Consider the following 21,918-nt stretch of genomic DNA (forward strand, 5'->3'; position numbering starts at 1 on the left):
GACGGATGTGGCGGGACGCGGGCGGTTGCGACACTGTGCCGGTGAACAGAACGCAGGTCGCGGGCCGATGGAACATCGGCGTCGCCGTGCTGCGGCGTGCGACGACTCCGCCGCCTCGCCTGTCGCGCTGGGCCTGGGCGGCCGACGCGATCCTCGCTGCCGCCCTGGCCGTGGGCACGGTGAGCGGCGCGCTGAGCCGAGACGACCAGGTCGGCAGGCCGAGTCCGGTCTTCCAGCCGGACCCCCTGACGCCGGCCGGCGCACCCATCCCGCCCGCCCCTCCCGCGCCCGGTCCCGGCCCGCTTCACCACTACGGCGCGGTCCACCCCTGGCAGTTGCTCCTGGCTGTCCTGACCGCACTACCGCTGGTCGCGCGCCGGCGGTATCCCCTGGCGGTGTTCTGGGTGGTGATCGGCGCGTCGCAGCTCTACCACCTCAGTCCGGGCTTCGATCCCACGTTCACCTTCACCGCCTGCGTGATCGCGGCCTACGGCGCCGCGATGTACAGCCCCTACCGGGTTCTCGCGATCGCGAGCGCGTTGGTGGGCACCGGGTTGATCGTGGGAGCCCACAAGGCGAGCGTGCCCGCCATCAGACCCGGCTTCGTCACGTTTCTCCTCCTGATCCCGGTGGGGCTCGCGGCCAACACGATCCACATCTGGAAGCAGCGTGTACAGACCCTGGAGGCGGAGCAACAGGCCGCGACGCGGCGGGCGGTGGAGCTCGAGCGTTCCCGGATCGCGCAGGAACTGCACGACGTCGTCACGCACAATGTCAGCATGATGGTGGTTCAGGCCGGTGCCGCGCGCAAGGTGATGAAGGCGGCGCCCGAGCGGGCCGAGCAGGCGCTGCTGGCCGTCGAGTCCGGCGGCCGGACCGCGATGACCGAGCTCCGGCACGTCATGGGCCTGCTCACCATGAACGGCGACGACCCGGACCAGACCGCACCGGAGGACCTCGCTCCGCCACCGGGCCTGGACCAGGTGTCGGCGCTGGCCGCGCGCGTCCGCGAGACGGGAGTGCCCGTGGAGCTGACCGTCACCGGCACGCCGGTGCCGCTGCCGGCCGGGACCGACCTGGCGGCCTACCGGGTGGTGCAGGAGGCGCTGACCAACACGGTCAAGCACGCGGCCGGGGCCCATGTGACGATCACCGTCGCGTACGGCCCTCGCGAGCTGCGGATCGAGGTGACCGACACCGGCGGCACGTCCTCGGCGTCGGCCCGCTCCGGCAGCGGCCGGGGCCTGATCGGCCTGCGCGAGCGGCTCGCCGTCTACGGCGGAACGCTGGAGGCCGGCGAGCGTCCCGTCGGCGGATACCGGGTGCGCGCCGTGATCCCGGTGGGGGAGGAGTGACCGAGTCCCTGCGGGTGGTCATCGCCGACGATCAGGCGCTGGTCCGCACCGGCTTCGCGATGATCCTCGCCGCCGAGGGGATCGACGTGGTCGCCGAGGTCGCCGACGGGGCTAAGGCGGTCGACGCCGTGCGCCAGACCCGCCCCGACGTCGTGCTCATGGACATCCGGATGCCGGAGGTCGACGGGCTGGAGGCGACCCGGCGCATCCTGGCCGCCGGCCCGGACGCCCCTCGCGTCATCATCCTGACCACCTTCGACCTCGACCGGTACGTCTACGCGGCGCTGAGCGCGGGCGCCAGCGGTTTTCTGCTCAAGGACGTCTCGCCGGAGCACCTGGTCGCCGCGGTGCGCCTGGTGCGCTCCGGGGACGCGCTGCTCGCCCCGAGCATCACCCGCCGCCTCGTCGAGCGGTTCGCCCGCCGCGACGAGCAGGCCGCGACCCTGCACCGCGACCTGTCGACGCTCACCCCGCGTGAGCTGGACGTGCTCCGGCTGCTGGCCCGGGGGCTGAGCAACGCCGAGCTGGCCGGCCGGCTCCACGTCAGCGACACCACCGTGAAGACCCACGTGGCGCGGATCCTGTCCAAGCTCGGCCTGCGCGACCGCGCCCAGGCGATCGTCGTCGCCTACGAGACGGGCCTGGTCACGCCGGGAGAACCCGGGACCTGAGCGGTCCGCCCCTCCCGGGTCGGCTCGGAATGTCGGTGGCGGGGCGTAGGTTGAAACTCTTACCGGGGACCGTGGCCGTCGGCCCGCCCGGACCAGGGGCCGCCGAGGCGGCAGTGATCTTTCATCGGAGGAGCAGCGTGCGGCCTGTCACCGATCTTCAGCGTAAGGTGGCGCCCTTCGAGGTCGTCACCGACATGACCCCGTCCGGCGACCAGCCGCAGGCCATCGCGGAGCTGGAGAAGCGGATCACGCGCGGCGACAAGGACGCGGTGCTCCTCGGCGCGACCGGCACGGGAAAGACCGCGAGCATCGCCTGGCTGATCGAGAAGTTGCAGCGTCCCACGCTCGTCATGCAGCCGAACAAGACGCTCGCCGCGCAGTTCGCCAACGAGCTGCGCGAGATGCTGCCGAACAACGCCGTCGAGTACTTCGTCTCCTACTACGACTACTACCAGCCCGAGGCGTACGTCCCGCAGACCGACACCTTCATCGAGAAGGACTCCTCGATCAACGACGAGGTGGAGCGGCTGCGGCACTCGGCGACCAACTCGCTGCTGACCCGCCGTGACACGATCGTGGTCGCGTCGGTGTCCTGCATCTACGGCCTGGGCACCCCGCAGGAGTACGTCGACCGCATGGTGCGGCTGCGGGTCGGCGACGAGATCGACCGCGACGAGCTGCTGCGCCGGCTCGTCGCCATGCAGTACGCCCGCAACGACCTGGCGTTCACCCGCGGCACGTTCCGGGTGCGCGGCGACACGGTCGAGATCATCCCGCAGTACGAAGAGCTCGCCGTCCGCATCGAGATGTTCGGCGACGAGATCGAGAAGCTCGCCACGCTGCACCCGCTGACCGGCGAGGTGATCACCGAGGACGAGGAGCTGTACATCTTCCCGGCCTCCCACTACGTCGCCGGCCCCGAGCGCATGGAGCGGGCCATCAGCGGCATCGAGAAGGAGCTGGAGGGGCGGCTCGCCGAGCTGGAGCGGCAGGGCAAGCTGCTGGAGGCCCAGCGGCTGCGCATGCGCACCACGTACGACATCGAGATGATGCGGCAGGTCGGCAGCTGCTCCGGCATCGAGAACTACTCCCGCCACATCGACGGCCGTGGCCCCGGCACCGCGCCCAACACCCTGCTCGACTACTTCCCCGAGGACTTCCTCCTCGTCCTCGACGAGTCGCACCAGACCACGCCGCAGATCGGCGCGATGTACGAAGGCGACATGTCGCGCAAGCGCACCCTGGTCGAGCACGGGTTCCGGCTGCCCAGCGCGATGGACAACCGCCCGCTGAAGTGGGAGGAGTTCCTGGAGCGCATCGGCCAGACGATCTACCTGTCCGCGACGCCCGGCCCGTACGAGCTGGGCCGCGTCAAGGGCGACGTGGTCGAGCAGGTCATCCGCCCGACCGGCCTGATCGACCCCGAGGTGCTCATCAAGCCGACCAAGGGCCAGATCGACGACCTGGTCCACGAGATCCGCCAGCGCGCCGAGCGCGACGAGCGGGTGCTGGTCACCACGCTGACCAAGAAGATGGCCGAGGACCTCACCGACTACCTCCTCGAGCTCGGCATCCGGGTCCGCTACCTCCACAGCGAGGTCGACACGCTGCGCCGGGTGGAGCTGCTGCGCGAGCTGCGGCTGGGGGAGTTCGACGTCCTGGTCGGCATCAACCTGCTCCGGGAGGGCCTCGACCTGCCGGAGGTGTCGCTCGTCAGCATCCTCGACGCCGACAAGGAGGGGTTCCTGCGCTCGGAGACGTCGCTGATCCAGACGATCGGCCGCGCCGCGCGCAACGTCTCGGGCCAGGTCCACATGTACGCCGACAAGGTCACCCCCTCCATGGAGCGGGCGATCGACGAGACCAACCGGCGCCGCGCCAAGCAGGTCGCCTACAACGAGGCGAACGGCATCGAGCCGACCGCGCTGCGCAAGAAGATCGCCGACATCCTCGACATGCTGGCCCGCGAGGACGCCGATACCGAGGAGCTCATCGGCGGCGCCGGGCGGCAGCAGAGCCGCGGCAAGGCCCCGGTCCCGGGCCTGTCCTCCAAGCAGAAGGCCGGCCGGCACGCCGCCGACCTCGTGGGCGAGCGGCCGCGCGAGGAGATGGAGGCCCTCATCGACCAGATGACGCAGCAGATGCACCACGCCGCGGAGGAGCTGCAGTTCGAGATGGCGGCCCGGCTCCGCGACGAGATCAAGGAGCTCAAGCGCGAGCTGCGCGACATGAAGGAGGCCGGCGTCCGGTAGCGCGGAGAAAGAAGGAGGCCGGGGTCCATAAGGACCTCGGGGGTCCGTCAGGGCCTCAGAGCGTGCAGAGCGCCGCCGCTCGTCGGGGGTGGTCTCTGCCGTTCCGGCCTGGGCGGTTCGGGTCGCAGCAGGCGTCTACGGGGTGCCGGGCCGCGTCCCGGACGTCCGGGAACGGCACCGGGCCCGCACCGACGAATCGGTGCGGGCCCGGTGAATTACTTCGTGCTTCGAAACAGGTAAGCCTAGAGCGGCTGGACCTGCTCCGCCTGCGGGCCCTTCGGGCCCTGCGTGGTCTCAAAGCTCACGCGCTGGTTCTCCTCCAGGGTACGGAAACCGCTGGAGGCGATGGCCGAGTAGTGCACGAACACGTCCGGGCCACCACCGTCCGGAGCGATGAATCCGAAGCCCTTGTCGGCGTTGAACCACTTGACGGTGCCTTCTGCCACTTCTTTTTCTCTCCTTCTTGGGAGCCTCACCGATACGCCGGGTGGTGTACCGGGGCTGCATACGGACCCTTGCTTTCGTCCGCGAAAACTATCCCGGAGAAGCGAAAACGCCCGCCGTCAGAACTTCCGCGGGCGCTCAAGATCAAACTCAATACGTACGGAAAACCACGACTGCAACACCGGCATGCTATCCGCTTGCCGGAACCCGGGCAAGCGTCCTGGAGCGGCCGCGCCGAAGGCGCGCAGGGCTCCCGTCCGCCCGGCGAGGATGAGATCATGATCCCGGGGCGGAGGTGGTCATGGTCGCGGTGCTGTGGGGGCGGATCCGTACGCGCCGGGGGGCGCTGATCGCGATCCCGGTGCTTCTGGCGGTTCTGGCGGCGCTGACGGTCCCGCTGGCCGTCACCGACCAGTGCCGGCTATTCGGCAGCGGATGCCGGGTCCCGCGCATCCATTTCGCGCCTCTGCCGACCCGGTTGACCCCCTTGGAGGCCGCCGTCAGCGGCGGCTACATCGCCCTCGGCGACTCCTACTCCTCGGGCGAGGGCACCTGGGACCTCGATGCCGACCGCTCGTACGCGGGCGGCGCCGAGGACTGTCACCGGTCGCGCGGGGCGTACTTCGCGACGGTGCTGCAGGGATTTCAGTTCGCGCTCGGCGGAAACCTGTGGGCCTGCAGCGGCGCGCGCGTCGACGACGTCCTGCGGGGCGGACGGCAGGGCCAGCCCGCCCAGATCGAGCGCCTGCGTCCCGACACGAGCCTGGTGACGCTCACGATCGGCGGCAACGACATCGGCTTCTCCGAGATCGTCACCCGCTGCGTCGTACGGCTCCCGTGGTCGTCGGCCTGCCGGGACCAGGACCCTGACATCCGGGCGCGCATGTCGGCGCTGCCCGCCGGGCTGGCGTCGGTGTTCGACCAGATCGGCCGGCGGTCGCCGAAGGCGCGCGTCATCGTGCTGGGCTATCCCCGGCCGTTCCCGGTGCAGCCGGCGCATTCGGTGGACAACATCGGCGTCTCCGACCAGGTGTACCTCAACGGCGTCGTCCGGTCCCTCGACGACACCATCGCCGCCGCGGCCCGGAAGGCCGACGGCGGCCTGGCCGCCGCGGGCAGGCCCGGCACGGTGGAGTTCGTCGACGGGTACGGCGCGTTCGACGGACACGAGCTCGGCACGGCGCAGCCGTACCTGAACGCCCTCACGATCGACTTCCGCGCGCCGGCGGTCCAGCCCCGCAGCTTCCACCCGAACCAGCTCGGCTACCAGAGCTTCGCCCGGCTGATCGACGGTCAGATCCAGTCCGGCCCGCCCCGCCCCGTGTACCAGTACCGCCGCTGACCGAGGGCGCCTCCGGCCGTGGCCGGCCGGAAACGCCCTTCCACCGGCGAATTACGGGCGTGTGAAAATTACACGTTTCGGTCTTGTGGTATCGAGCAGATCGTTACATTCGAGATCGTGAGTAGGCGACGCACGGCCACGGCCGCTCGGTACGCGAGCAACACGTCGGATCGCCCGCGATGACGGACGACCGAGCCACGGCGGAGCCTGCCGCGGACCGCGGGCGTACGGCGGCGAAGCTCGCCGAGTTCCACGAACGTGCGGCGCGGTCGAGGTCGCCCGGAACGCCTCAGGCGATCGCCCGGCAACGCTCGCGCGGCAAGAAGACCGCCCGGGAACGCATCGAACTGCTCCTCGACCCCGGGTCCTTCGTCGAACTCGACGCGTTGGCACGGAACCACTCGGCCGATCTGGCGTCCGCCGACCGCCCGTACGGCGACGGCGTCATCATCGGCCACGGCACCGTGGACGGCCGGCCGCTGGCCGTTTTCGCCCAGGACTTCACGGTGTTCGGCGGCACGCTCGGCAAGGCGCACGGCGAGAAGATCTGCAAGATCCTCGATCTGGCCGCCAAGGTGGGCTGCCCGGTCGTGGGCATCAACGACGGCGCCGGTGGGCGTATCCAGGAGGGGGTCGTCGCCCAAGCGCTCTATGGCGAGATCTTCTTCCGGAACGTGCGCCTGTCGGGCGTCGTTCCCCAGATCTCGATGATCATGGGCCCGTGCGCCGGAGGCGCGGCGTACTCGCCGGCGCTCACCGACTTCGTCGTGATGGTGGACCGGAGATCGCACATGTTCGTGACCGGCCCGGACGTGCTCTCCGTCGCCATGGGCGAGCGGGTGGAGCTCGAGGAACTCGGTGGCGCGCGGGTCCACAACACGCGCTCCGGCAACGCCCACTACCTCGCCGCGGACGAGCAGGACGCGATCGACTACGTCCGGCACCTGCTGTCGTACCTGCCCGACAACAACCACGACGCGCCCCCCGCCTACGCGGCGGGCGGCGACCCGGACGGGACCGTGCTCGACTCACTGGTCCCCGGGCCCAGGAACCAGCCGTACGACATGTACACGGTGCTGAACGCCATCGTCGACGACGGCGAATTCCTCGAGGTTCAGCCGCTGTTCGCGCCCAACATCATCTGTGCCTTCGGCCGGATCGACGGGAACTCCGTCGGCATCGTGGCGAATCAGCCCATGAGACTCGCCGGGTGCCTGGACATCGACGCGTCGGAGAAGGCCGCCCGATTCGTGCGGACGTGTGACGCGTTCAACATCCCGATCGTGACGCTGGTCGACGTGCCGGGATTCCTGCCCGGCTCCGAACAGGAATGGAACGGAATCATCCGGCGCGGCGCGAAACTCCTGTACGCCTACGCCGAGGCCACCGTTCCGAAGATCACCACGATCATCCGTAAGGCCTACGGCGGAGCGTACGTCGTCATGGGTTCGAAGCACCTACGCGCGGATCTCTGTTTCGCCTGGCCGACCGCCGAGATCGCCGTGATGGGCGCGGAGGCCGCCGTGAACATCCTGCACCGGGAGCAACTCGGCGCCGCGGCGGATCCGGCGGACATCCGCGTCAAGCTGATCGATGAGTACGACGAGACTCATTGCACGCCTTATCGCGCCGCGGAACGCGGTTATGTCGATGCGGTGATCGCTCCGTCCGACACCCGGAAGAGCATCGCCGGCGCACTGCGCATCTTGACCAACAAGCGAGAGACGTCGATGCCGAAACGGCACGGAAACATCCCCCTCTGAAACCTTGATGAGTCGGAGCCGCTCGTGGACGGAAGACGTCGACTGAACGAACCGGTCGCGGTCATCGGAATGGCCTGCCGCATGCCGGGGGAGGTCGACTCGCCGGACGACCTCTGGCGGCTGCTCATCGAGAAGCGGGACCCGGTCCGGGAAGGCCCCTTCGACCGATGGGACGTCGACGCCTTCTACGACCCAGATCGGGAGACGCCGGGCCGGTCCAACACGCGCTGGGCCGCCACGCTGGACGACATCACCGGGTTCGACGCCGCGTTCTTCGGCATCTCGCCCGCCGAGGCGGCCTCGATGGACCCCCAGCACCGGCTCCTCCTCGAGGCCTCCTGGGAGGCTCTGGAGTACGCCGGAATACCGCCGCGCGAGGTCACCGGGACGCAGGGCGGCGTGTTCGTCGGGATCTGGAGCCAGGACAACGCGGTCCGCCTGGGTGCGCACTACGACGAGATCGACGCGTACGCCGGGACCATCGGGAACGTGCACAGCACGGCGGCGGGACGCGTCTCGTACGTGCTGGGGCTGCACGGGCCGTGCGTCGCCGTCGACACGGCCTGCTCGTCCTCGCTGGTCGCGACCCATCTGGCCGTCCAGAGCCTGCGGACCGGTGAGTCCGACTTCGCGCTGGCCGGCGGGGTGAACGTCATGCTGAGCCCGGAGTTCATGCTGTCCGGGACCCGGTGGGGGATGTTCTCGCCCACCGGCCGCTGTCACGCCTTCGACGCCCGCGCCGACGGCCTCGTCAGGAGCGAGGGCGTCGGCGTCGTCGTCCTCAAACGGCTCGCGGACGCGCGGCGCGACGGCGACCGGGTGCTGGCGGTCATCCGGGGCTCCGCGATCAACCAGGACGGGCGGTCCCAGGGGCTGGTCCACCCGTCGGAGGACGCGCAGCGCATGGTCTACGCCGCGGCGGTCGAACAGGCGGGCATCGACCCCGGCCTCGTCGGGCTGGTGGAGACCCACGGCCCGGGGACGCCGGTCGGCGACCCGATCGAGTTCCGCGCGCTGTCCCCGATCTACGGGAACGGCGCGGGACGCTGTGCGCTGGGCTCGGTGAAGTCGAACATCGGCCATCTGGAGTCGGCCTCGGGCATCGCGGGCTTCATCAAGGCCGTGCTCGCGGTCCAGCACGGCGTCATCCCGCCCAACCTGCACTTCGAGCGCTGGAACCCGAAGATCTCTCCGGACGGCACCCGTTTCTTCGTGCCGACCGAACCGAGCCCGTGGCCGGTGGCGGCGCCGACGCGGCTGGCGGCGGTGTCCTCATTCGGCTTCAGCGGCACCAACGCGCACATCGTCCTGGAGGAGTACACGGACGGGCCGGCGGCTGCGGAGACACGGACGGACTCCGCGCCGCGTCCGGCTCCGGCACCGGTGAACGTCGCGGAGACGCGGACGGGCTCCACATCGCGTCCGGCTCCGGTGTCGGTGACGGCCACGGAGACGCGGGCGGGCTCCGCGCCGCGCCCGGCGCTGGTGCCGCTGTCGGCGACCGCCCCGGAGATGCTGGGCACGGCCGCCGCGCGGCTCTCGCGGTGGCTGACCGACGCCCGCGACCGCGTCGACCTCGACGACGTGGTGCACACGCTGGCGGTACGGCGCTCGCACCACCGAGCGCGTACGGCGGTGGTCGCCGCCTCCGTGGACGAGCTCATCGACCGGCTCGGCCGGCTCGCCGAAGGCGAGGAGGAGGATTCCGGCACCGTACGCGACGCGGCCGCCGTGGGCGCCGTCTGGGTGTTCTCCGGTCAGGGCTCGCAGTGGGCCGGGATGGGGCGCCGCCTGCTCGAGGAGGCACCGGTCTTCGCCGCGACGATCGCCGAACTCGAGCCGCTGATCGCCGCCGAGGCGGGCTTCTCCGTGACCGACACGCTGCGCGCTCCGGAGGTGGTCACCGAGATCGACCGCGTCCAGGTGACCCTGTTCGCCGCGCAGGTGGCGCTGGCGGCGGTCTGGCGGTCCCTCGGCCTGGAGCCCGCGGCGGTGCTCGGGCATTCGATGGGCGAGGTGTCCGCAGCGGTGGTCTGCGGCGCCCTGTCGATGGAGGACGGCGTAAAGGTCAGCTGCCGCCGCGCCGCGCAACTGGTCCCGCTGGCCGGTACCGGGGCGATGGCCTCGGTCGACCTCCCGCATCGGCGGGTCGAGGAGGAACTCCGGCAGGTGACCGGCGTCACTGTGGCGGTGATCTCCGCTCCGTCGGCCACCGTGATCGCGGGAGACCCGGAACCGGTCCGGCGCCTGGTCGAGCGCTGGCAGGAACGCGGGCTGACGGCCCGGTTCGTGGCCGCCGACGTGGCGGCGCACGGGCCGCATCTGGACCCGTACGCCCCTCGGCTGATCGATGCGCTGTCCGACATCCGGCCCGAATGCCCCGGCGTGCCGGTCTACTCGACCGTCACCGGGGATCCGCGGGAGACGGTGGCCTTCGACGGCGCGTACTGGGCGGACAACCTCCGCAGACCGGTCCGGTTCGCAGGCGCCGTCCGGGCCGCGGCCGAGGACGGCCACACCGTGTTCCTCGAGGTGTCGGTCCACCCCATCGTCGGCCACGCGATGCGGGAGACGCTCGAGGAGATCGACGCGGACGCGGTCGTCGCGCACACCATCCGGCGTGACAACGACGACCTGCGAACGATCATGGGCCAGCTCGCCCGCCTGTACTGCGCCGGCGTCCCCATCGACTTCGGCCGGCACGCGGCCGGCTCGCTCATCGAGGCCCCGGCGACCACCTGGAACCGGATCCGCCATTGGATCGACCTGCCGCTGCCCCACCCGGCACGGCAGGCGGCGGGGGAGGAGATCCGGCCACCGCTGCTCGGCGCGCGCACGGCCGTGCCCGAGCCGGGGCGCCGGCAGGTCTGGCAGGCCGATGTCGGCACCGGCGCGCTGGCGTGGCTCGCCGACCACCAGGTGGAAGGCGTCACGGTCCTCCCGGGAGCGGCGTACTGCGAGACCGCGCTGGCCGCGGGGACCGAGTTCTTCGACTGCGCCGCCGAACACGTCCAGCTGTCCGACCTGCGCTTCGTCCGGTTGCTGCCGCTCGACGAGCACACGACGCTCTACACGTCGCTCACCCCGCGCGGCGCGGACACGGCGGTCGTCGAGATGCTCACCAAGGGCGACGACGACGAGTGGATCACTCACGCGACCGCCGAACTGCGCCACCTGCCGCGGACCGCCCGCCCTGAGCCGGTCGACCTGACCGCCCTGGGCACGGCGTACGACGAGAACATCGACGTGGAGGACCGCTACGCCGAACTCCGCGCCGACGGCTATCACCACGGCCGGGCCTTCGCCGGGGTGGAGAGCCTGCGCCGGGCGGCCGACGGCGGGACGCTCGCGCGGGTGGGCGTGCCGCCCGCGGCCCGGGCGCTCGCCGGCCCGGTCCGGCTGCATCCCGTCCTGTTCGACGCGTGCCTGCAGACGCTTCTCATCGCGGCGGTCGCCGCGACCGGCAGCGCCGGATCACGGCTGCTGTTCCCCGTCGAGGTGGGGTCGCTGCGTGTCCTCATCCCCGGTCAGACCGCCGCGTACTGCCAGGCGACGCTGGGGGCGGCCTCGCCGGAAGGCGCGACCGGGACGCTTCGGCTGCTGGCCGAGGACGGGTCCGTGGTGGCCGAGGCCGCCGACGTGCGGTTCGCGCCGATGGAAGGGCAGGCGCCCGCCTCGCGACATGAGCGGTTGTTCCACGAGATCCGGTGGAGGCCGGCGCCGCTGGACCGCCCGGTCACGACCCGTGGGAGCTGGCTCGTCCTCGGTGACGGCGACGATCCGCTGCCGGCGGCGTTGCACGCCGAACTGGCCGCGTCAGGGGCGACCGCCACGTTGCTGAACGCCACCGGTCCGCAGGTGAGAGAGACCCTGGCCTCGGTGACGGACGTCGTCGTCCTCCCGTCCCCGACGGCGCCGGCGGAGCCGGAGATCGGGGACCGGTGCCGTGACGAGGTGATGCGCGTCGTCGAGCTGACCGGACTGATGTCCGAGGCCGGTGCGCCCCGGCTGTGGGTCGTCACCCAGGGCGCTCAGCCCGTCACCGGGGATGACACGCCGGCGCTCGCCCACGGTGGGCTGCGCGGTGTCGCCCGGGTGGCGATGTGCGAGTATCCCGGCCTGCGCACGACCCTCGTCGATGTCGAGCCGGGTACCGGCGCGGTGGGCGACCTCGTCGCCGAGCTCTTCGCCGGGGGCTCGGACGACGAGATCGCGTGGCGGGGCGGCCGGCGGTGGACGGCGCGGCTGGTGAACGCACCCGTCAGCGACGGAACCTGGCGGACCAGGCCGCGGCGGACCCGGCGGTACGGCCGGGACCGTATCTCTCTCGAGATCGCCCGGCCCGGCGACCTGGACACGATCGGCGTGGTCGCACGGCCGCGTCGCGAGCCGGCGCACGGTGAGGTCGAGATCGAGACGCGGGCGGTCGGGCTCAACTTCGCCGACGTCATGCACATGCTCGACCTGTTCCCGGACCTGCACGGCACCTCCGGCCGGCTCGGCCTGGAATGCGCCGGTGTCATCGCCCGGGTCGGCCCCGGAGTGGACGACCTGCGGATCGGCGACCGGGTGATGGCGTTCCACGACGGTACGGCCGACACCTTCGTCACACTGCCCGCCGAGACGGTCGTTCCGGTACCCGACGGCATGACCGACGTCCAGGCCGCCGGCGTGCCGGCCGCCCACCTGACCGCCTGGTACGCGCTGACGCGGGTCGGCCGCCTCACCGCCGGCGAGCGGATCCTCATCCACGCGGGGACCGGGGGCGTCGGCCTGGCCGCGATCGCCATCGCCCGGTCACTCGGCGCGGAGGTCTTCGCCACCGCCGGTAGCGAGCGCAAGCGCGAGTACCTCCGTGAGCTGGGCGTCGAGCACGTGATGGACTCCCGGTCGCTGGACTTCGTCGCCCAGACCCTCGCCGCCACCGGCGGTGAGGGGGTCGACCTGGTGCTGAACTCGCTGTCCGGGCCGGCCCTGTTCGCGGGTCTCGAGGTGCTGAACATCGGGGGACGGTTCATCGAGATCGGCAAACGCGACATCTACGCCAACGCCAAGCTGGGTCTGCTGGCCCTCCGCCGCAACATCACGGTGGCCGCCGTGGACCTGGCCCTGCTCGGCCGCGAGCGCCGTCCGCTGATCCGGGAGCTGCTGACCGAACTCCGTGAGGAGTTCACGGCCGGGAGGCTCGCCCCGCCGACCTGCACCGAATTCGCCTTCACCGAGGCGGCGACGGCGCTGCGGCACATGGCCGCCGCCAAGCACATCGGTAAGCTGGTCCTCACCGTGCCCCGGCAGGGCGAGGTCGACGTGGCCCTCCCGCCCGGTGGCAGGCCGGTCGTCCGCCGAGGCGCGAGTTACGTCCTCACCGGCGGCCTCGGCGGCCTCGGCCTGGAACTCGCGCGATGGCTCGCCGACCACGGCGCCGGCCGGATCGTGCTGGGCGGCAGGTCGGCACCGTCGGAGACCGCGGCCGCCGCGCTCGCCGAGATCCGCGCCGGCGGCACGCAGGTGGAGGTCGTCCGCGGCGACATCGCCGAACCGGACGTGGCCGAGCGGCTGGTCGCGGCGGCGACCGCGGACGGGCGGGCGCTTTCCGGGGTGCTGCACGCCGCGGCCGTCCTCGACGACGGCGCCCTGAGCAATCTGGACGCCGAGCGGCTCGACCGCGTGTGGCGGCCGAAGGTGACCGGCGCCTGGCGGTTGCACGAGGCGACCGCCGACCTTCCACTCGACTGGTTCGTGCTGTTCTCCTCCGTGGCGTCGCTGCTGGGCAGCCCGGGGCAGGGCAACTACGCCGCGGCCAACGACTGGCTCGACTCCTTCGCCCGGTGGCGGCGCTCCCGAGGGCTGCCCGCCCAGGCGGTCAACTGGGGCGTCTGGGGCGAGGCCGGCCGGGCCACGGAGCTGGGGCACCGCGGGTACGCCGCGTTCGGCACCGCCGAAGGCCTGCGCTCCCTGGCGGAGCTGATCGACCACGAGCGGACCAACGCGGGCGTGTTCGTCCACGATCCCGAGCACTGGTTCCACGCCGCCCCGAGCGCGGCCGACTCCGCCTTCTTCGCGGAGATGCCGGTCCGGCGGATCGCCGAATCCCTCGACGACGGCATCACCGCCCGGCTCCGGGCCGCGCCGCCCGAAGAGCGACGCAGGACGGCCTTGAGCTACCTCGGGACGTGCACGCGAGTGATCCTCGGGCTGAGCAGCGCCTCCATCGACTCGACCACGGTGCTGTTCGACCTCGGATTCGACTCGCTCACCGCGCTGCAACTGCGCAACCGGCTCGAGGTGGACCTGCGGGTGAAGCTTCCCGCCACCGTCGTGTGGACCCATCCCACCGCGGGAGAGCTGGCCGGCCGGCTGCTGGAACATCTCGATCTGGAGGTCCCCGACCGCGACGCTCCACCCGCCGGCGACGCGACCGGACGCTGGTTCCGGACGTTCGCTCCGCGGCCCGAGGCGACGATGCGGCTGTACTGCTTCCCGCACGCGGGCGGTTCGGCGTCGACCTACCTGCCCTGGACGGACCTGCTGCCCGGGCAGGTCGAGCTGCACGCCGTGCAACTGCCCGGGCGCGAGGACCGCGCGGAGGAGGAACCGCGCACCGACCTGTTCGCGCTCGCGGATGAGCTGGCGGCGATGATCGCGGCGAATCCGGACGCACGCCCCTTCGCGTTCTTCGGGCACAGCGGCGGGAGCCTGCTGGCGTTCGAGACCGCACGCGCCCTCTGGCACGGCCACGGCATCGCGCCGGTGACGCTGGGCCTCTCGGCGATGCCGGCGCCCGACGGCCCCGGAATGGACGAGCTGTCCGAACGCCTCTTCCGCGAAGAGAGTCCCGAGGCCCTGGAGGCTCTCGCCTTCATCCCGCCGGAGATCCGGCGGGAGCCGGCCCTGCTCGAACGCGCCAGGCGCGCGCTGACGTACGACTACGCCCTGTACCGCGCCTGGCGGTACGAGGCGCCATCCGGTCCGCTCGGCTGCCGCATCGTCGTCTTCGCCGGCGACGACGACCCGCTCTGCCGGCCCGAACACCTGGAGGGATGGGCGGAGCAGGCGACCGGCTCCGTGACGACGCACGTCTACGCGGGCGATCACTTCTATCTCCGGGACCACCTCCCGGAGATGATCGGACGCCTCACGAAGTCGTTCGAGGCATGAGGGGCCTCAGGCGCTACTGGCACCGTGGAAGGCCGGGTGCCGGCGCCCCGCCCGCCAGCTGACCGCAGACGGCTGTGGGCGCGGCCCCGACGTCGCCGCCGGTGACCTTGACCAGCGTGAGCGCCCGGCGGCCGGAGCCGCCGCTCACGTGCTGGTCGCCGGTGAAGTCGATCACTCCGGTGGCGCCCTGGTAGCTGAGGTTCGGAAGCGTCAGCAGGACCGAACCGGAGGTGACCGACGCGCTGCCCGGGCTCCGGGGGCCGTCGTGCGCGGCGAGGTTCAACGTCCCGAAGGCGTTCTCCGCCGCCCGCGTCAGCGCGGAGGCCGAGTCGTACGTCATCACCATCTGGCCGTCGGCCAGCAGCGTCGAGCGCTCCGCCGGGCCGATCCCCAGCTCGTTCCGGGCCAGGACGAAGAACGGGTTGTCGGCGTCGCGGCCGCCGGCCACGAGGTTCGGCAGGTAGGTGTGCGTCGTGTAGTAGACGGTCATCGGCCGGGGCAGCAGCACGTCGGTGCGGCCGGTGCCGAACCGTGACCGGGACACCTCGTCCCCGCCGAGCACCGTCAGCGCGCGGCCGGCGCAGCCGCCGTCGCGCAGAGCGTTGATCAGGCCACTGAGGTCCTCGGTCCGCCCGGCGAAGTACACCAGGTCGTAGCGGGCGCCCGTCGAGCTCCGGCAGGCCGCCCGGACCTTGCCGCCGATGTCGTCGGTGCCGTCGTAGCGCAGCATCGTGGAGGACGGGCCGACCTGCAACGCCCTCCGCGCGTCCTCGGCCAGCTCCGCGCCGTAGTCGTTGCCCGATCCGGGGGAGCGGTAGACGATCAGCGTCCGCCCGGGCCGCCGGCCGCCCAGGGCCTTGCGGGCGACCACGGCCTCGTCGTTGTCGGTCGCGGCCAGACCGTAGTAGTGCGGCAGCGCGGGGAGGGTGTCGGAGGAGTTGACCGGGGCGACGACGGCCAGGCCGGCGGCGTTCAGCCGGCGGACCGCCTGCTGCGACTCGGCGGTGTTGCGGCCGAAGCCGACCACACCGACGACCGTGCGGTCCCGGCGCGCCATGGAGAGGATGCGGTCCGCGGCGATCTTGGAGAAGGCCATGTCCTGGCCCGCGTTGACGGCGAGGAGCCGGATCTTCAGGGGGTTGTCGCCGCCGCCGGACTCGGGCCGGTTGTTGCTCCGCTGGGCGAGGTACGCGCCGGCCAGCTGGCGGATCGTGCTCACCGCGCTGTTCTCCTGGCCGTTGGCGGCCGTCATCATCCCCACGTACAGGATCGTCACGTAGGGCCGGTGGGTGCCCAGCACCCAGGTGTTCTCCGCCGTGATCCGGTCCTCCAGGTCGGCCAGCGTGATCTGGCCGGCGGTGTGGGCGGGGTTCGGCCCGGAACGTCCTCCGCCCAGCGCGGTGCTGACCGGTCCGCGTTCGAAGCGGACACCGCTCGTGGCGATCCCCACGCACTCACGGCTGCCCGCCGTGTCGGTCCGCAGCCGGGTGTCGGTGTTGGCGAAGAACAGGCCGTGCACGCTGCAGTGCGTCGAGGTGAGCTGCGCGTGCAGGTACGATCCGCCGACGGCGAGGGCGGCCAGGAGCACCAGCAGCGACCGGCCCGACCACAGCCAGGTCCACCGCGGGCGGATCCGGAGCTTCAGCGGCGGGGGCGCCGCCCGGATCGGGCTGCCGACGGAGATGGGCAGTCGCAGCAGCCACGGCAGGGCCACCTGCGCGCTCGGCCCCTGGGCGCGGGCCAGGGACTCGAGCCACTGCTCGTAGCGCGCCAGCGGAGAGAGCGCGTCCGCGGTGCGGCGGACGCCGGGCAGGTCGTCGATGTCCGCCCGGTGGGCGTGGTCGACCGAGGCCACGACGAGCAGCGGATGCAGCTCGCTGCGGCGGCTGCGCACGTCGCTCATCGCCAGCAGCAGCGCGACACCGCCGTTCCGCCCGGTGACGTTCTTGAGGAAGACGACGGAGGGCACGGGCCGCTTGAATCCCCGCAGCGTGGGGGACAGCTTGCGGTGCCGCGCGCGCAGGTCCTCCAGGAACGCGAAGGTCCTGGTCTGCAGCCACGACTCCGCCGAGCGGGCCGAACCCGTCGCGACGGCCTGGTGGATGTGGTCGAGTTCGCGGTTCAGCCGCCCGTCGAACCCCCGGTTGCCCTGGACGGCGAAGAACGACGAGGCGGCAAGCCACCGGTAGCGGGTGCCGAACCCGACGCGGGACAGGACCGGCAGCCAGATCCTCCGGTTCACCAGCCCGGCGGCGAGGGCGACGGCGCCCAGCAGGATGACGCAGATCATCAGCAGCGTGCCGATCCGCGTCTTGTCCGCGACGCCCTGGGCGATGCCGCCGAAGATCGCGGCGATCAGGACGATGACGGTCGACCACCACACGGGCGCGGTCAGCGGTCGCCGCGTCCACGGAAGCAGGACGGCCGCGTCGTACCACTCCTCGGCGGGCGTGGTCGAGGAGGGATGCGCGCTGTTCTTGTCCGCGGCGTTCTTGACCGCCTGCTCGAAGGACCGGACGAGGTCCGACCGGGGGAACCGGAAGCGGCCGGCGGCAGAGCGGTCGCCGGGCCACGCGTTCGGCTTGGCCAGCGTGTCCAGCAGGCCGATCTCCGCCGGAGCGGTCCGTTCCGCGCCCTCTCCCGTCTCACCCTCGGTTGGGGACGAGGCGGGCGAGTCCGGGAGCGACAGGGCGAGGTGCGGGATGTCCGCCGCGGCGGCCGCCTGGGCCAGGGCGTCGACGTACGCGTCGGCGTCCACGTCCGGGTCCGCCGCCTCCAGGACCATGAGGGGGAGCGCCTGGCTCCCGAGGCGCCACGGATGCGCCCTGGTGCGCCCGTCCAGTAACTCCAGGAGCTCACGGCCGACCTGGGTGCTCAGGACGTCCTCGGCCGCATTGGCGGGCCCCGTGGCACTCACGCCCACCCCCCGCGAGATCGGATCGGGCGACGGTGATCGACCGCCGTGAATGCAGCGTACGAGGCGAAACCGGCACTTTCACGGCAGGTGGGGATGCGCCCCGACCAGAACCTCGAATCAGGACAGAGAGGCGCGCTGTCAGGCGTCGGTGATGCGGTTCAGGCGCTCCAGGGCGTCGGCGAACTCCTCGATCATGTCGTAGACGACCTGACGGGCGGGCTTGACGGTGTTCATCTGCCCGACCACCTGGCCGACGAAGTAGTTGGCCAGCTGCCGGGCGCCCTCGTTGCCGGCCTCCGCGGCCTTGCCGATGGGCGCCATCGCGCCCTCGGCGACGATCATCTGCAGCGGCATCGGCAGCGGGCCGGGGCTGTCGGGGGAGTCCCACTCGTCGGTCCAGGCGGAGCGGAGCTGCCGGGCCGGCTTGCCCGTGCGCGATCGCGAGCGGACGGTGTCGCGGGAGGTCGCCGCGAGCATCTTCGCCTTCACCGCGGGCAGTGTCTCGGCCTCCTCGGTGGTCAGCCAGACCGAGCCGCACCAGACGCCCGACGCGCCGAGGGCCATCGCCGCGGCCATCTGCCGTCCGGTCGCGATGCCGCCCGCCGCGAGGACGGGCAGCGGCGCGACGGCGTCGACGATCTCCGGGACGAGCACCATCGTGGAGATCTCGCCGGTGTGGCCGCCGGCCTCGCCGCCCTGCGCCACGATCAGGTCCACTCCGGCCTCGACCTGGCGCCGCGCGTGCTCGACCGTGCCCACCAGCGCCGCCACGGGCACTCCGGCGGCACGGGCCCGCTCCACCATGACCGGCGGGGGCGGGCCGAGCGCACTGGCGATGAGCCGGATCGGATGGGCCAGCGCCACGTCGATCAGCTCGGTCGCGCCCTGCTGGGTGACCTGACGTCCCACGCCGTCGACGCGGGGGTCGGCGGCGGCCTCCGGCACCGGCACGCCGTACTTCTCGAACAGGCCCTTCAGGAACTCCCAGTGCTGCGGCGGCACGGCGGACAGCAGGGAGCCCGAGCCCTCGGCCGCCTCCTTCGCGATCTTGCCGGGGACGAGGACGTCGACGCCGTACGGGCGACCGCCGACGTGGTCGTCGATCCAGCGCAGCTCCTCCTCGAGACGGTCCGGGCTGTAGGCGACCGCCCCGAGGACGCCGAAGCCGCCCGCGTTGGTAACCGCCGCGACGACGTCGCGGCAGTGGCTGAAGGCGAACAGCGGGAACTCGATCCCGAACCTGTCACAGACCTCGGTCTTCAATCCTGCTCCTCGAAAACGGGATGACTCTCGCCCTCGTCCGGGTGGACGAAGCGCGCACGCAGTGGCAGGCCTTCTCGCGGGGCGGTCACCCGGTCCAGCCGCCCGTACATCCACGGTCCCTCGGCGAGCTCCACCAACGCCAGCGGTGCCGTCTCGCCGCCGGGGAGGTGCGCGACCGCCCACGACACCAGGATCGCCCGGCCGCTCGCCTCGGCCCAGACGAGCTCCTCGGCGCCGCACTCGGGGCAGCCGCCGGCGTCGGGCGCGTACCAGCGGTCGCAGGGGACGCACCGCCGGATCATCAGCCGGTCCCGCGCCGCGCCGTCGAAGAACGGATCGGAGCGGCCGTCGCGCCGCACGACGCCGTACGGGTGCCCTGCCGCGCTCATGGGTGCCTCCAGGACGCCTTCGGACGCGGCCTTCCCCCGTCGCCGCGCTCCTCGGTCCAGGCCGCGTCGCGCCCTTCCGGCTCGCTCATCGGCGCCCCCTCGGGTGCGGGCCGACGATCAGCGCGGAGTGGTGGTCGAGGACGCCGCCGTTCCCGCTGACCAGGATCAGGTCGTTCCGAGGCGCCTGGCGTGCGCCGCCGTCGCCGCGCGCCTGGATGACGGCCTCCGACAACGGGGTCATGCCCCACATGTAGTACGACGACAGCTGCCCGCCGCCGGTGTTGGTCGGCAGCGTCCCGCCGGGGCCGAGCGCGCCGCTCGCGGCGAACGCGCCGCCCTCGCCCTTGGCACAGAAGCCGTAGTCCTCCAGGGAGACGAGGACCGTGAAGGTGTAGCAGTCGTAGAGCTGGCACATGGTGATCTCGGCGGGCGTGACGCCGGCCATCTTCATCGCGGCCGGGCCGGAGATCGCCGCTCCCGTCGTCAGGCCGAAGTCGCTCCCGCGTTCGAGCCGGTGCCCGGGGTGTCCCTGACCCCAGCCCCACAGGTACACCGGCGGCCGCGCCAGGTCGCGGGCGCGCTCGGCGGTCGTGACGATCACCGCGATGCCGCCGTTGGAGACCAGGCAGCAGTCGAGGAGGTGGAGCGGCTCGACCACCCAGCGGGACTCCTGGTGGTCGCGCAGCGAGATCGGCTCCCGCATCTGCGCGCGGGGGTTGCCCGCCGCCCAGGCCCGCGTGCCGATGGCGATCGCGCCGAGCTGCTCGCTGGTCGTGCCGTACCGGGCCATGTGCCGCCGGGCGGCGAGCGCGTAGTAGGCCGTCACGCTGCGGAACCCGAGGGCGGCGCGCAGCCCGTCCAGGCCGTGCCACTCGTGGGCGTCGCGGTGGTACGCCGAGCCCGCGGAACGTTCCGGGCGCAGCGGCGCGTCGGCGAACACGCAGGCGACGGCGGTCGCCGATCCGGCGGCGACCACGGACGCGGCGTGCTCCACCATCGCGCCGGCGGTCGCGCCGAAGGAGTTCATCTGGACGAGCAGGCGCAGGTCGCGCAGGCCCAGGGTGCGGGCCAGCTCGATGCCGGGGGAGCCGAGCAGGCCGGGGCTGACGATGAGCCCGTCGAGGTCGGTGAGGGCGAGCCCGGCGTCGGCCGCAGCGGCGCGCACGGCCTGCGCGGCGAACCGCCGCGGACTCGGGCCGTACACCTTGCCGAGCTCGGTCATGCCCAGCCCGGCGATCGCCGTCTCAGCCATGGCTCACCGTCGCCGCCTCACTCTCGCGGTGCGTTCGAACCCACCGTACCGAATGATATTCGGATTCGGGCGGGGCGCCGGGTCACCGCCTCGCGGGAACGGCCGGTCCGGGTCGGGTCACCGTTTCGCCGCGACGGTCGGCCAGGGGCGGGTCACCGCCTCGCGGTGAAGGCGGTGACGAGGGCGTCGACCAGGGCGCGGCCGGCCTCGCCCGACGGGTCGAGCTCCGGGTCGTAGATGCCGACGTGCATGCCGACCGCGCGGGGATCGGCCAGCAGGATCGCCAGCGCCTCGGTGAACTCCGGGAAGGACAGCCCGTCGGGATTGGGGGAGTCGACCGCCGGCATGACGCTCTTGTCGAGCACGTCCGCGTCGATGTGGATCCAGTACCCCGCGACGGGCGCGGCCGCCAGGTCGCGGCGCCCGGCCTCGGCGGCCGCCGCCGCGCCGTGCTCCCGGACGTACTCGATCGGATACCGGTGGATCCGCGAGGTGTGAAAGGGCTCGTCGTCGTACAGCACGAGGTCCTCCGGCTCGTACTGCACGCCGATGTGCACGGCGTGCTCCTCGGCGACGTACGGTCCGAGGCCCTCGATGTCGGTCAGCGCGGCCGGCCCGTGCCCGGTGACGAGGGCGAGCGCCATGCCGCCGGCGGCGAACCGGCCGCGACGGCTCTCCGGGTCCCGGAGCGGGGAGTAGTCGTCGTGGCCGTCGAGGTAGACGAGGCCGTACGAGCCGCGCCGCCGCAGGGCCAGGACCGGCCCGAGCACGATGCCGCAGTCGCCGCCGAGCACGAGCGGGAACCGCCCCTCGTCGATGATCTTCCCGACGCGGTCCGCGAGCCGTACGGAGAAGTCGGCGATGGCGGGGCCGTTGCGGAAGCCGGTGACCGGCTCGTCGGCGAAGGAGTAGGGCGGGGGCTCGACGCCGCCGGCGTCCGCCGCGCCGAGCCGGTCGACGAGGCCGTGCGACCGCAGCGCGGCGGCGAGGCCGCGGACCCCGGGCTGGTGGCCGTCGTGCGGCGGCCGCAGCCCGAGGTTCGACGGAGCGTCCAGGACCGCTACCGACTGAGTCATGAGCACCACCTAAATCATTTTGGTGGTTGCATCTTG

The 21,918-nt window shown here is 72.2% G+C and carries 12 protein-coding genes; 6 read left to right on the top strand and 6 right to left on the bottom strand.

From position 1 onward, the window contains the following. The first annotated feature begins 41 nt into the window (after nucleotides 1-41). The 3 genes from ACQP2O_RS16960 (at nucleotide 42) to uvrB (ending at nucleotide 4,278) form a co-directional block, all read left to right on the top strand. A complete protein-coding gene (locus ACQP2O_RS16960) occupies nucleotides 42-1,355 on the top strand; it encodes a sensor histidine kinase (RefSeq protein WP_433185480.1) in 1,314 nt (437 codons plus the stop codon). Further along, nucleotides 1,352-2,026 (top strand): response regulator, encoded by a 675-nt coding sequence (locus ACQP2O_RS16965; protein WP_433185483.1) that lies wholly within the window; start codon nucleotides 1,352-1,354, stop codon nucleotides 2,024-2,026. The genes ACQP2O_RS16960 and ACQP2O_RS16965 overlap by 4 nt, the downstream gene beginning before the upstream one ends. A 137-nt stretch (nucleotides 2,027-2,163) precedes the next feature. After that, entirely contained in the window at nucleotides 2,164-4,278 is a 2,115-nt protein-coding gene (gene uvrB, locus ACQP2O_RS16970; protein ID WP_433185486.1) for an excinuclease ABC subunit UvrB, read from the top strand. A 242-nt stretch (nucleotides 4,279-4,520) separates the two neighbouring features. Here uvrB and ACQP2O_RS16975 read toward each other — a convergent pair whose 3' ends face one another. After that, nucleotides 4,521-4,724 carry a cold-shock protein gene (locus ACQP2O_RS16975; protein ID WP_345431049.1) on the bottom strand — a complete coding sequence of 68 codons (204 nt, stop codon included), beginning with the start codon at nucleotides 4,722-4,724 and terminating at the stop codon, nucleotides 4,521-4,523. A gap of 299 nt (nucleotides 4,725-5,023) precedes the next feature. Between ACQP2O_RS16975 and ACQP2O_RS16980 the strand changes: the two genes are divergently transcribed. The 3 genes from ACQP2O_RS16980 to ACQP2O_RS16990 all read left to right on the top strand — a co-directional run bounded on the left by ACQP2O_RS16980 (nucleotide 5,024) and on the right by ACQP2O_RS16990 (nucleotide 14,985). Continuing rightward, the gene (locus ACQP2O_RS16980; RefSeq protein ID WP_433185490.1) at nucleotides 5,024-6,064 is read left to right on the top strand and encodes an SGNH/GDSL hydrolase family protein; all 1,041 of its coding nucleotides are present in this window, start codon (nucleotides 5,024-5,026) and stop codon (nucleotides 6,062-6,064) included. A gap of 179 nt (nucleotides 6,065-6,243) precedes the next feature. Further along, nucleotides 6,244-7,827: an acyl-CoA carboxylase subunit beta gene (locus tag ACQP2O_RS16985; protein ID WP_433185493.1), complete on the top strand. Its 1,584-nt coding sequence runs from the start codon at nucleotides 6,244-6,246 to the stop codon at nucleotides 7,825-7,827. A gap of 24 nt (nucleotides 7,828-7,851) precedes the next feature. After that, on the top strand, nucleotides 7,852-14,985 hold the full coding sequence (locus ACQP2O_RS16990) for an SDR family NAD(P)-dependent oxidoreductase (RefSeq protein ID WP_433185496.1): 7,134 nt from the start codon (nucleotides 7,852-7,854) through the stop codon (nucleotides 14,983-14,985). Nucleotides 14,986-14,998: 13 nt separating this feature from the next. Here the strand turns inward: ACQP2O_RS16990 and ACQP2O_RS16995 are convergent, their stop codons facing one another. The 5 genes from ACQP2O_RS16995 to ACQP2O_RS17015 all read right to left on the bottom strand — a co-directional run bounded on the left by ACQP2O_RS16995 (nucleotide 14,999) and on the right by ACQP2O_RS17015 (nucleotide 21,882). Then, nucleotides 14,999-17,902 carry a hypothetical protein gene (locus ACQP2O_RS16995; RefSeq protein ID WP_433185499.1) on the bottom strand — a complete coding sequence of 968 codons (2,904 nt, stop codon included), beginning with the start codon at nucleotides 17,900-17,902 and terminating at the stop codon, nucleotides 14,999-15,001. Nucleotides 17,903-18,040: 138 nt separating this feature from the next. After that, nucleotides 18,041-19,165: an NAD(P)H-dependent flavin oxidoreductase gene (locus ACQP2O_RS17000; protein WP_433185501.1), complete on the bottom strand. Its 1,125-nt coding sequence runs from the start codon at nucleotides 19,163-19,165 to the stop codon at nucleotides 18,041-18,043. Beyond that, nucleotides 19,162-19,554, bottom strand: coding sequence for a Zn-ribbon domain-containing OB-fold protein (locus ACQP2O_RS17005; RefSeq protein ID WP_433185504.1), 393 nt, complete (start codon nucleotides 19,552-19,554; stop codon nucleotides 19,162-19,164). Before ACQP2O_RS17005 ends, ACQP2O_RS17000 begins: the two co-directional genes overlap by 4 nt. 85 nt (nucleotides 19,555-19,639) lie before the next feature. Then, nucleotides 19,640-20,806, bottom strand: a complete 1,167-nt coding sequence (locus ACQP2O_RS17010; RefSeq protein ID WP_433185507.1) for a thiolase family protein — start codon at nucleotides 20,804-20,806, stop codon at nucleotides 19,640-19,642. A gap of 152 nt (nucleotides 20,807-20,958) precedes the next feature. Then, nucleotides 20,959-21,882 (bottom strand): arginase family protein, encoded by a 924-nt coding sequence (locus tag ACQP2O_RS17015; RefSeq protein WP_433185510.1) that lies wholly within the window; start codon nucleotides 21,880-21,882, stop codon nucleotides 20,959-20,961. Nucleotides 21,883-21,918: the final 36 nt, after the last annotated feature.

It is taken from the genome of Actinoallomurus sp. CA-150999, from assembly GCF_050942425.1.
In the GTDB taxonomy this organism is placed as follows: domain Bacteria; phylum Actinomycetota; class Actinomycetes; order Streptosporangiales; family Streptosporangiaceae; genus Actinoallomurus.